Here is an 11,406-nt window from a genome sequence, read left to right on the forward strand (position 1 = left end):
GACTTCCTCTCATGTGTTTCACGGCAATAACGCCGGCAGAAGCCGGCGTTAAAGAAAAGCCGCACGCCTTTGCAGGCCGTGCGGCTTCTTTCGTCGGGGAACCGACGACTACATCTTATGCCTGGTGGGCAACGATGTAGTCGATGGCTTCCTGAACGGTGGTGATCTTTTCGGCTTGCTCGTCGGGGATTTCGGTCTCGAATTCCTCTTCCAGAGCCATCACCAGCTCAACGGTGTCAAGGGAGTCGGCGCCCAGGTCTTCGACGAAGGAAGCGCTGTTGGTGACTTCTTCTTCCTTAACGCCGAGTTGCTCAGCAACGATCTTCTTGACGCGTTCTTCGATGGTGCTCATACCTTGTTTTCACTCCTATGGACAATCCGTACAGCTGGGCTGCGGGTAAGTGTATAGAAAGGGATTTCTGCATTTCAAGCTGAACGCTGACGCCCCTTCCGGCAATCCAGATGCTCTGCCTATTCCAGCGTCACAACGCTTGGAGAACTTTAGACAGCGCATATGACATCGCCACGAAGGAACTCGTCACATCAGCTCATGTACATTCCGCCATTCACCGGTACCGTGGCACCCGTTACATAAGCTGCGCCCTCGGAAGCGAGGAATGCTACCACTTTGGCGATCTCTTCGGCTTGTCCCAGTCGACCCAGCGGAATCTGACCGAGCAGTGCTTCACGTTGGGCTTCGGGCAACTCACGGGTCATGTCGGTGTCGATGAAGCCCGGAGCGACCGCGTTGACAGTGATAGCACGGGAACCGACTTCGCGCGCCAGGGCACGGGTGAAGCCTTCCAGACCGGCCTTGGCCGCCGCGTAGTTGGTCTGCCCGGCATTACCCATGGCACCGACGACCGAACCGATATTGATGATGCGACCCCAGCGCGCCTTGGTCATGCCGCGCAGCACGGCTTTCGACAGACGGTAGAGGCTGTTGAGGTTGGTGTTGACCACGTCGAACCACTCATCGTCTTTCATGCGCATCAGCAGGTTATCGCGGGTGATACCTGCGTTATTGACGACGATAGCCGGTGCGCCAGACTCTTTCTGGATGGCCTCGACTACGGCGGTGACGGACTCGTCATTGGACACATCGAGCACCATGCCGGAGCCCTGGATACCGTTTTCCTTGAGGTACTCGGAAATCTTCTGCGCGCCGGACTCGCTGGTGGCAGTGCCGACCACGGTGGCGCCCATGCGGCCCAGTTCCAGAGCGATGGCCTGGCCGATACCACGGCTCGCGCCGGTAACCAGGGCAACCTTACCTTGCAGACTCATGCCTTATCTCCTGTTCAAGCCAGAGCCGCGCGAGCCGCGCCAAAGGCGTCCGCGGAATCCAGGTTATGGGTGGTTACGCCCTTCGCGCAACGCTTGTTCAAACCAGCCAGCACCTTGCCCGGGCCGCATTCGACCAGGTCAGTGACGCCCTTTTCGGCCAGCAACTGGACGCTCTCGACCCAGCGTACCGGGCTGTACAGCTGCGCCAACAGGTCGCGCTTGAGCGAAGCCAGATCAGCCGGAACCTGGGCGGTGACGTTCTGTACCAGGGCAATCTGCGGCATCTGCCACTGAACGGCCTCGACCGCCTCAGCGAAACGCTCGGCAGCCGGACGCATCAGCTCGCAGTGCGACGGCACGCTGACCGGCAGCGCCACGGCACGCTTGGCCCCGCGCGTCTTGCAAGCCTCGATGGCACGCTCGACGGCCTTGGCCGCCCCCGCGATCACCACCTGACCCGGCGCGTTGAAATTCACGGCACTGACCACTTCGCCCTGGGCAGCTTCGGCGCAGGCGGCAAGCACATCAGCGTCTTCCAGGCCGAGAATGGCAGCCATACCGCCGGTACCGGCGGGAACAGCTTCCTGCATCAATTGGCCACGGCGCTCGACCAGCTTTACCGCGTCGGCGAAGGCCAGGCTGCCAGCAGCGACCAGAGCGGAATATTCGCCCAGGCTATGGCCGGCAACATAAGCCGGCTGCACGCCGCCTTCGGCCAGCCACAGACGCCAGAGGGCGATGGAGGCCGTAAGGATCGCGGGCTGGGTCTTGTCGGTCTGGTTCAGGCGCTCTTCAGGGCCCTCCTGGACCAGGGCCCAGAGGTCATAACCCAGGGCGGCGGAGGCTTCGGCGAAGGTTTCGCGCACGATGGCGTGCTGGGCACCCAGCTCGGCAAGCATGCCGAGCGACTGCGAACCTTGACCGGGGAATACGAAGGCGAGGGATGCGGACATTGCAACAGGTCCCTTTTGTCTATGTCGTCAAATGGATAGCGCCGGCGAGAGCCTGGCGCATTGAACTGACAGTTGGATGACGGTCTGACGACCGCGGTCACACATTAGAGCAGATGTTCCAATCGGCCATGCAGCCGCTGGGGCAGATTCTCGCGAACTTCCAGCAGCGCGCGACGCAAGGCGCTCTGAATGCCCTCTTCCTTCGCACTGCCGTGACTCTTCACCACGATGCCCTGCAACCCCAGGAAACTCGCGCCATTATGCTGGGACGGCGTCAGATCGCCCCGCAGACGGCGCAGGAAAGGCATCGCCATCAAGCCGACCGCCTTGGCCGGCAGGCTGGAATTGAACAGTTCCTCCAGACGCGCCGCCACCATGGCCGCCAGGCCTTCGCTGGACTTGAGCAGGATATTGCCGACGAAGCCGTCGCAGACCACTACATCGGCCAACCCACGATACAGGCCATCGCCTTCGATGTAGCCGATGTAGTTCACCCCGCGCGCCTGCTGCAGAAGGCTGGCCGCCAGCTTCACCTGCTGGTTGCCCTTGATGTCTTCGGTGCCGACATTCAGCAGCGCGACCCTGGGGTCGATCTTGCCCAACGCTTCCGCCGCCACGGCGCCCATGACGGCGAACTGGTAGAGATGCTCGGCGCTGCAGTCGACGTTGGCGCCCAAATCGAGCAGATGGCAGTGGCCGGTCTGCGTCGGCACTGCAGTCACCATCGCCGGGCGGTCGATGCCGGGCAGGGTCTTGAGCAAGTAGCGGGACAGCGCCATCAGCGCACCGGTATTGCCGGCACTGACGCAGGCATGGGCCTTGCCATCCCGAACCAGTTCGAGGGCAACACGCATGGAGGAGTCGGGCTTGCCACGCAACGCCTGTGACGGACGCTCGTCCATCGTGACGATTTCGCTGGCGTGATGAATGTGAAGACGCTGGCGCTCGGCCGGAGACAGGCCACGCAGGTGTTCTTCTAGCAGAGGAGCTTGGCCGACGAGGACCAGCTGGAGGGAAGCATATTCGGCCAGAAAGGAAATACAGGCCGGAACAATGCAGTGGGGACCGTAGTCCCCACCCATTGCATCAATCGCGATGATTGGTGCGGACAAAGATTACTCGTCAGAGCCTTTGTCTACGACCTTGCGGCCGCGATAGAAACCGTCCGGGGAGACGTGGTGGCGCAGGTGAACTTCACCGGTGCTCTTTTCCACGGACAGAGCGTTCGCGTCCAGGGCATCGTGCGAACGACGCATGTCACGAGCGGAACGGGATTTTTTGTTCTGCTGAACAGCCATGATTGATTAACTCCTAAACGTTTGGGTCACGCTTCAACTGCGCCAGTACGCTGAACGGATTGGGCCGTTCTTCGACGTTCTCGCTCGGTTCGGGCGCTGTAGCGTATCCCACCGGCTGCTGGCAATCCTCAGGGTCATGGACCGGCACGATGGGCAAGGCGAGCAGCAACTCGTCCTCGGCCAGCGAGGTCAGGTCGATGGGGTCATCCCCCACCTCCAATGCATCGTAGCCACTGGGCAGATCATCGATCGACTTGCCTTCCGGAATGATGACGTAATCGTACGCACCACCCACATGGAAGTTGGCCGGCTCGAGACAGCGCTGGCATACCATGCTCACCTCGGCGTCGAGTTCGACGTGCATGACCGCCAGCTTCTGCTGATCACGGAAGAAGGAAAACTTCGCGTGAATCTTGCCATCACTGCTGGTCAGTTGCTCGTTGAGACGTGGCATCTTGGCGATCGGCAGCTCACCTTCGAGGGTGGCGGCGCGCTCTACCAATTTGCGCGGATCAACGTGAGGTGGTATCGGTCCATTCAACATAAGCGCGCCATTATAGGGATGCACCCGAAGCTGTCAAAGGAAATTAGCCATAAACCGCTGTATGGACAGACCTTTTCGCTAGAATCGCGGCGACGCACCGAAGGAGTTATCCATGCTACCCCTGATCCTGGCTTCCAGCTCGCCCTATCGCCGCGAACTGCTGCAGCGCCTGCGCCTGCCGTTCGAATGCGCCAGCCCCGACGTCGACGAAACACCGCTGCCGGGCGAAAGCGCCGAGCAACTGGTGCGCCGGCTGGCGGAAAGCAAGGCGCGCACTCTCGCCCAGCGATATCCCAACCACCTGATCATCGGCTCGGACCAGGCCGCCGTAAATGGCAGCAGGATACTCGGCAAGCCCCATACCATCGAACGCGCCACCGAACAGCTGAAAGACGCCAGCGGCAAGAGCGTGAGCTTCCTCACCGGCCTCTGCCTGCTGAACAGCCAGAGCGGTGGGGCGCAGGTCGACTGCGTGCCCTTCACCGTGTACTTCCGCGACCTCGACGAAGCACGCATCCGCCGCTACCTCGAGATCGAGCAACCTTTCGACTGCGCCGGCAGCTTCAAGGCCGAAGGCCTGGGCGTCAGCCTGTTCCGCGCCACCGAAGGCGAGGACGCCACCAGCCTGATCGGCTTGCCGCTGATCCGCCTGGTGGACATGCTGCTCGCCGAACAGGTACCCGTGCCCTGAAAAAGAAGGCCTGACCCGCAAGACGGAAACAAAAAGGCCCGGAAATCGCCAGGCCTTTTCCTTCCTTATATAAGGAAGAGCACTCAGCGCAGCGCTGGCCCCTGGAAGCCCATCCACATGGCCATGCGCTCGGCGACACTGGCACCAAGCTTCTTGGTGAAGCGATCAAAGGCGGTTTCCTGGACCGTGTAGTCCACGATTTCCTTCTCCTTGATGACTTCGCGCGCCACGTAGCTTGAGCTGCCCAGGCCATCGATCAACCCCAACTGCAGCGCCTGCTCACCGGACCAGATGAGGCCGGAGAACAGCTCCGGGTGCTCCTTGTCCTTCAGGCGGTCGCCACGACCTTTCTTCACGCTATCGATGAACTGCTTGTGCGTGACGTCCAGCACCTGTTGCCAGAAGGCGGTTTCATCCGCTTTCGGCGGCTGGAACGGATCGAGGAAGGCCTTGTGCTCACCGGAGGTATAGATTCGACGATCCACACCCAGCTTCTCCATGGTGCCGACAAAGCCGAAAGTGGCCGCCGTCACGCCAATGGAACCGACCAGGCTGGCCTTGTCCGCGTAGATCTGATCGGCAGCACTGGCAATGTAGTAAGCACCGGACGCCCCCAGATCACTGATGACGGCGTAGACCTTGATATCCGGATGCTCACCACGCAGGCGCTTGATTTCATCGTAGATATAGCCGGACTGTACCGGGCTGCCGCCCGGGCTATTGATGCGCAGGACGATGCCCTTGGTGCCGGCATCCTCGAACGCCGAGCGCAGCGCGCCAACGATGTTGTCGGCACTGGCCGCCTCGTTGTCGGCGATCATGCCTTTCACCTCGATCAGCGCGGTATGGCTGGCGCTGCGCGAGGCGGACTTGGACAGGCCACTGAAGGGACTGAACAATGCCAGGGCGCCAAACAGGTAGACAAAAGTCAGCAACTTGAAAAAGATGCCCCAGCGGCGCGACCGGCGCTGCTCCTGGACACCGGCCAGCACGGCCTTCTCCAGCAGCTTCCAGCTCTTGTCGTCGCCCGCCGCGGTTTGTGCAGCCTTGCTATCGTCCGCCTTCCATTCATCCGACATCAGTTGCCTACCTCGAGCACTGGTTTGACCGAGCGCCCGGCGAGCCAGGCGCGCAATTCATTGAAATGATTCACTTCCAGCGCCGGAGCATACTCCCGAAGGACCTCCAGCGACTGAGCACCATAGCCCACCGCCACCGAATCCATGCCGGCTCGGCGCGCCATTTCCAGATCGAAAGGCGAATCGCCCACCATCAGCGCGTCACGGGCATCGACCCGGCAATGCTCGAGAATCTCATGCAGCATGCGCGGATCCGGCTTGCTCGCCGACTCGTCGGCGGCGCGGGTGATATCGAAGAAGTCCGTCCACCCCTGCCCCGCCAGCACGCGATCCAGCCCACGGCGGTTCTTGCCAGTGGCGACCGCCAACTGGTAGCCCGAGCCCCGAAACTCAGCCATTGCCTCGGCCACACCGGGGAACAACGGCGACGGCCGCACTTCCAGGCTCAAATAGTGATCGCCGTAGTCCCGGCGGAAACGATCCAGCGGCTCGCCTTCTTCGACTTCGGGATACAGGGTCTGAATAGCCTCCGGCAGCCCAAGACCGATAATGCCCTTGATCGCCTCCTCGCTACGCGCCGGGAGACCGGAACCGACCGCCGCCACCCGCATCGCCTCGACGATACGACCGATGGAGTCCACCAGCGTGCCATCCCAATCGAAGATCAGCAGGGAATACTCACGCATCCAGGCGCTCCACGGTACGCTGCCAGATATCGTCCACCGGCGCCTCCAGCTCCAGCACCGAGCCGTCGGGCATCGGCACTCGCAGGAACGCGGAATGCAGGAACAGGCGCTTGCCGCCCAACTCGCGGATCTCGCGGGAGAAATCCTCGTCGCCGTACTTGGGGTCGCCGGCAATGGAATGACCGGCATGTTTGGCATGCACACGGATCTGGTGGGTGCGACCGGTAATCGGGCGCGCCTCCACCAAGGTGGCAAAATCACCGAAGCGGCGCAGCACCTTGAACTCGGTCAGCGCTTCCTTGCCCTCGGGATTCACTTCCACCACGCGTTCGCCGGAGCGCAGGTTGTTCTTCAGCAGCGGCACGGCAATCTGCTTCTTCGCCGCCGGCCAGTTGCCGCGCACCAGGGCATGGTAGCGCTTGTCCACGATGCGCTCGCCGCGCAGGGCGTCGTGCAAGTGACGCAGCATGCTGCGCTTCTTGGCGATCATCAGCAGGCCGGACGTATCACGATCCAGGCGATGCACCAGTTCCAGGTCCTTGCACTCAGGGCGCAGTTGACGGAACGCCTCGATGACCCCGTAGTTCAGCCCACTGCCGCCGTGCACGGCGATACCGGTGGGCTTGTTCACCACGATCAGCGCCTTGTCTTCGAAGACGATGGCAGCCTCCAGGCGCTCGAGCAGCCCCTGCGCCAGCGGCACCGGCTCGTCGCGCTCAGCCAGGCGCAGCGGCGGGACGCGTATCACGTCACCCGCCTGCAGCTTGTACTCGGGCTTGATCCGGCCCTTGTTGACCCGCACCTCACCCTTGCGAAGGATGCGGTAGATCAGGGTCTTGGGCACGCCCTTGAGCTGGGTGCGGAGGAAATTGTCGATTCGTTGGCCGGCATACTCCGGCGCGACTTCAAGCAGCTGGACGCCGGAAGTCGGAGGGGCGGGATTAGTCATCCGAATATAATAACAATTTTTCATTCAATTGAAGCACTTAATCATTGCTGCTATATTCGGGAGGCCGCCAAAAGTGGCCAGGCCTGCGGATGATCGCGTAATCGCCATCCCCAACCGCCTGCAAACACATTGAAAGGACACCAGGCAGTCCCCGGAAGCGTTGCAACGGCCCGAGCGATTCTCGCGCCGACAGCGCCTCGAAACCCAGGCCTTGAGACATGACCACGGCAACCAAGGTCGCCGTGATAAAAGCCAACCCGCTCCCGGATTCAGCGAGTGGCACCCGGCTCTTAGGGAAATGTGCAGGGCGGAGATGCACAACTGTCGGATTGCGTTGCGTTCATGCCTTGAACGCATGCCTTGAACGTAGACGCACTTATCGTCCGCATCTGACAGTCAATTCCTCCTCCTGATGAGTGCTTGTTCTTACACAACAAGCAGGAAACGTAGTCGCGGCACAGCAGTTCTATCCTGCTGCCGCTGGACACGGGAATGGTCCGCCATTCCTGAGTACGTGCCTTAGCACCGACCGTGAGAGTCGTGTGTGCCGATCGCCGTTTCCGGTGGCCCCGGAAACCATTGGTACTACATGAAAAGAATGCTGATCAACGCGACTCAACCCGAAGAGTTGCGTGTAGCGCTGGTAGACGGCCAACGCCTGTTCGACCTGGACATCGAGTCCGGCGCGCGCGAACAGAAGAAGGCCAACATCTACAAAGGCCGCATTACCCGCATCGAGCCGAGCCTCGAGGCTGCATTCGTCGACTTCGGCGCCGAACGCCACGGCTTCCTCCCCCTCAAAGAAATCTCCCGCGAATACTTCAAGAAGAACCCCGAAGGCCGCATCAACATCAAGGACGTCCTGAGCGAAGGCCAGGAAGTCATCGTCCAGGTCGAGAAAGAAGAGCGTGGCAACAAGGGCGCCGCCCTGACCACCTTCATCAGCCTCGCCGGCCGCTACCTGGTGCTCATGCCCAACAACCCGCGCGCTGGCGGCATCTCCCGCCGCATCGAGGGTGAAGAGCGCAACGAACTGCGCGAAGCCCTGAACGGCCTGACCGTTCCCGGCGACATGGGTCTGATCGTCCGCACCGCGGGCCTGGGCCGCAGTTCCGAAGAGCTGCAATGGGACCTGGACTACCTGCTGCAACTGTGGGGCGCCATCAAGGAAGCCTCCGGCGAGCGCAGCGGCCCGTTCCTGATCTACCAGGAAAGCAACGTCATCATCCGCGCCATCCGCGACTACCTGCGCCAGGACATCGGCGAAGTGCTGATCGACAGCCTCGACGCCCAGGAAGAGGCCCTGAACTTCATCCAGCAGGTCATGCCGCAGTACGCGAGCAAGGTGAAGCTGTACCAGGACAGCGTTCCGCTGTTCAACCGCTTCCAGATCGAGAGCCAGATCGAAACCGCCTTCCAGCGCGAAGTGAAGCTGCCGTCGGGTGGCTCCATCGTCATCGATCCGACCGAAGCCCTGGTGTCCATCGACATCAACTCGGCGCGCGCCACCAAGGGCGGCGACATCGAGGAAACCGCCCTGCAGACCAACCTGGAAGCGGCCGAGGAAATCGCCCGCCAACTGCGTCTGCGTGACATCGGCGGCCTGATCGTCATCGACTTCATCGACATGACCCCGGCGAAGAACCAGCGCGCCGTGGAAGAACGCGTCCGCGAAGCCCTGGAAGCCGACCGTGCCCGCGTCCAGGTCGGCCGCATCTCGCGCTTCGGCCTGCTGGAAATGTCCCGTCAGCGCCTGCGTCCGTCCCTGGGCGAGACCAGCGGCATCGTCTGCCCGCGTTGCAACGGCCAGGGCATCATCCGCGACGTCGAGTCCCTGTCGCTGGCCATCCTGCGCCTGATCGAGGAAGAAGCCCTGAAGGACCGCACCGCCGAAGTTCGTGCGCGCGTGCCGTTCCAGGTTGCCGCCTTCCTGCTCAACGAGAAGCGCAACGCCATCACCAAGATCGAGCTGCGTACCCGTGCACGCATCTTCATCCTGCCGGACGACCACCTGGAAACGCCGCACTTCGAAGTCCAGCGCCTGCGCGACGACAACCCCGAACTGCTGTCCGGCCACGCCAGCTACGAGATGGCCCCGGAAGAGCACGAGGAAGTCCAGCCGGTCAGCGCCACCCGCACCCTGGTTCGCCAGGAAGCCGCGGTGAAGACCGTTTCCCCGCAGACCCCTGCCCCGCAGCAGACCGCTGCCGCAGCGCCGGTTGTCGAAGCCACCAAACCCATGCCTGAGCCGAGCCTGTTCCAGGGCCTGGTGAAGTCGCTGGTAGGCCTGTTCGCCGGCAGCAAGCCGGAGCCGACCCCGGTGGCCGCCGAGAAACCGGCCACCGAGCGCAGCGAAGGCCAGGGCGAACGTCGCAACGGTCGCCAGCAGAACCGTCGCCGCGACGGTCGTGACGGCGGTCGCCGTGACGACGAGCGCAAAGAACGCGGTCGTCGCGAAGAGCGCGGCGAGCGCGCCGAACGCCCGGCCCGCGAAGAGCGCCAGCCGCGCGAAGAGCGTGCAGAACGTCAGCCCCGCGAAGAGCGTCAACCGCGCGAAGAGCGTGCCGAGCGCCAGCCGCGCGAGGAGCGCCAGCCGCGTGAAGAGCGCGCCGAACGCCAGCCGCGCGAAGAACGCACCGAGCGTCAGCCCCGCGAAGAACGCCAGCCGCGTGAAGAACGCGCCGAGCGTCAACCGCGTGAGGAACGCCAGCCGCGCGAAGAGCGCCAGCCTCGTGGCGAGCGCGCCGAGCGTCAGCCCCGTGAAGAGCGTCAGCCCCGTGAAGAGCGTCAACCGCGTGAAGACCGTCAGGCTCGCGATGCTGCCGCCCTTGAGGCCGAAGAGCTGCCGAACGAGGAGCTGCTGGAGCAACAGGACGACGAAGGTTCGGATGACGAGCGTCCGCGTCGCCGCTCCCGCGGCCAGCGCCGCCGCAGCAACCGCCGCGAGCGCCAGCGTGAAGCCGGCGTGGATGGTGTTGAAGGTGAAGCGACTGGCGCCGAAGGCACCGCCGAGCAGGCTGCTTCCGACACTCCGTCGCCCGCTGCCATGGTCGCTGCCGCTGCTACCGCCGTTGCCGTAGCCGAAGCTGCTGGCGAGCAGGAGCAACCGGCTGTCGAAGCCCAGGTCGAGACCGTTGCGGTCGAGTCCGGCGTCGTCGAGGCCGTTCGCACCGAGAGCGCCCTGGAGCAGACCATCGAGTTCCTGGCCAAGCCCGCCGAACAGGCTGCGGAGCCGGTCGAAGCCGCCCACGAAACCGTTGAAGTGGTGGCTACCGAGCCTACCATTGCGGAAGAAGCGCCGACCCCGGCTGCTGAAGCCGTGATCGAAGCCGTCGCCCAACTGGTCGGAGAGCCCAAGGCAGAAGCGCCGGCCGCTGCCGAAGAAGCCCCGGCAGCTGCTCCGGCGCCCGCCGAAGAAGCCGCCTCGGCCGTTCCGGCCAACGCTACCGGTCGTGCCTCCAATGACCCGCGCGAGCGCCGTCGTCAGGAGCGCCTGGCCCGCGAAGCCGCCGCTGCTGCAGCTGCTGCCCCGCAGGTCGAGCAGGCTCCGGTTGTCGAAGCGGTGATCGAGGAAGCTGCCGTCGTCGAAGCTGAAGTCGCGGCCGAACCGGCTGCCGACATCACAGCAGAGACTGTTGTGGCCGAAGCGGTGAGTGAAGCCGAAGCCCAATCCGTGGAGCAGGCCGAACCGGCTGCCGAACAGGTTGAAGGCGACAAAGCCGAGAAGACCGAGGAAGAAGGCACCGTGGTTGAGAAACACCACAGCTGATAGCTTCCGAGCATGAAAAGGGGGATGCCTAGGCATCCCCTTTTTTATTGCCCGCAATGCGATAACCTCCCCCTTTTCGCCGTAGCAGACTCCGTCCGCGATTGGCTCGCCATCGCGCCGATATCGCGGACAAACCTGCTCCCACGTTCA

Annotated in this window: 11 protein-coding genes; 2 read left to right on the forward strand and 9 right to left on the reverse strand. The window is 62.9% G+C overall.

The annotated features are described in order from the left end of the window. Positions 1–115 precede the first annotated feature (115 nt). The 6 genes from acpP to LDJ84_RS20125 form a co-directional block, all read right to left on the reverse strand. The gene (gene acpP, locus LDJ84_RS20100) at positions 116–352 is read right to left on the reverse strand and encodes an acyl carrier protein (RefSeq protein WP_015477931.1); all 237 of its coding nucleotides are present in this window, start codon (positions 350–352) and stop codon (positions 116–118) included. Positions 353–543: 191 nt separating this feature from the next. Beyond that, a complete protein-coding gene (gene fabG / locus LDJ84_RS20105; RefSeq protein ID WP_037014455.1) occupies positions 544–1,287 on the reverse strand; it encodes a 3-oxoacyl-ACP reductase FabG in 744 nt (247 codons plus the stop codon). Between the two features lie 14 nt (positions 1,288–1,301). Then, complete coding sequence (fabD, locus tag LDJ84_RS20110; protein ID WP_024764479.1) at positions 1,302–2,240, reverse strand: ACP S-malonyltransferase; 939 nt, start codon at positions 2,238–2,240, stop codon at positions 1,302–1,304. Between the two features lie 104 nt (positions 2,241–2,344). Further along, on the reverse strand, positions 2,345–3,352 hold the full coding sequence (gene plsX / locus LDJ84_RS20115) for a phosphate acyltransferase PlsX (protein WP_083196101.1): 1,008 nt from the start codon (positions 3,350–3,352) through the stop codon (positions 2,345–2,347). 3 nt (positions 3,353–3,355) lie between these two features. Beyond that, on the reverse strand, positions 3,356–3,538 hold the full coding sequence (rpmF, locus tag LDJ84_RS20120) for a 50S ribosomal protein L32 (protein ID WP_009621425.1): 183 nt from the start codon (positions 3,536–3,538) through the stop codon (positions 3,356–3,358). Positions 3,539–3,551: 13 nt separating this feature from the next. Next, positions 3,552–4,082, reverse strand: a complete 531-nt coding sequence (locus tag LDJ84_RS20125) for a YceD family protein (protein WP_038803737.1) — start codon at positions 4,080–4,082, stop codon at positions 3,552–3,554. A gap of 112 nt (positions 4,083–4,194) precedes the next feature. Here LDJ84_RS20125 and LDJ84_RS20130 point away from each other — a divergent pair, with 112 nt between their 5' ends. After that, entirely contained in the window at positions 4,195–4,773 is a 579-nt protein-coding gene (locus LDJ84_RS20130; RefSeq protein WP_170858387.1) for a Maf family protein, read from the forward strand. 83 nt (positions 4,774–4,856) lie between these two features. Here LDJ84_RS20130 and LDJ84_RS20135 read toward each other — a convergent pair whose 3' ends face one another. From LDJ84_RS20135 to rluC, 3 genes are read right to left on the reverse strand one after another with little or no spacing between them, the layout of a single operon-like run. Continuing rightward, complete coding sequence (locus LDJ84_RS20135) at positions 4,857–5,852, reverse strand: S49 family peptidase (RefSeq protein ID WP_024766670.1); 996 nt, start codon at positions 5,850–5,852, stop codon at positions 4,857–4,859. Further along, positions 5,852–6,538 (reverse strand): HAD-IIIA family hydrolase, encoded by a 687-nt coding sequence (locus LDJ84_RS20140; protein WP_024766671.1) that lies wholly within the window; start codon positions 6,536–6,538, stop codon positions 5,852–5,854. Before LDJ84_RS20140 ends, LDJ84_RS20135 begins: the two co-directional genes overlap by 1 nt. Then, positions 6,531–7,487: a 23S rRNA pseudouridine(955/2504/2580) synthase RluC gene (gene rluC / locus LDJ84_RS20145; RefSeq protein ID WP_024766672.1), complete on the reverse strand. Its 957-nt coding sequence runs from the start codon at positions 7,485–7,487 to the stop codon at positions 6,531–6,533. The genes LDJ84_RS20140 and rluC overlap by 8 nt, the downstream gene beginning before the upstream one ends. A gap of 589 nt (positions 7,488–8,076) precedes the next feature. Here rluC and rne point away from each other — a divergent pair. Next, positions 8,077–11,256, forward strand: coding sequence for a ribonuclease E (gene rne, locus LDJ84_RS20150; RefSeq protein ID WP_226045331.1), 3,180 nt, complete (start codon positions 8,077–8,079; stop codon positions 11,254–11,256). Positions 11,257–11,406 lie beyond the last annotated feature (150 nt).

The organism is Pseudomonas sp. HS-18 (assembly GCF_020401845.1).
Taxonomy (GTDB): domain Bacteria; phylum Pseudomonadota; class Gammaproteobacteria; order Pseudomonadales; family Pseudomonadaceae; genus Pseudomonas; species Pseudomonas nitroreducens.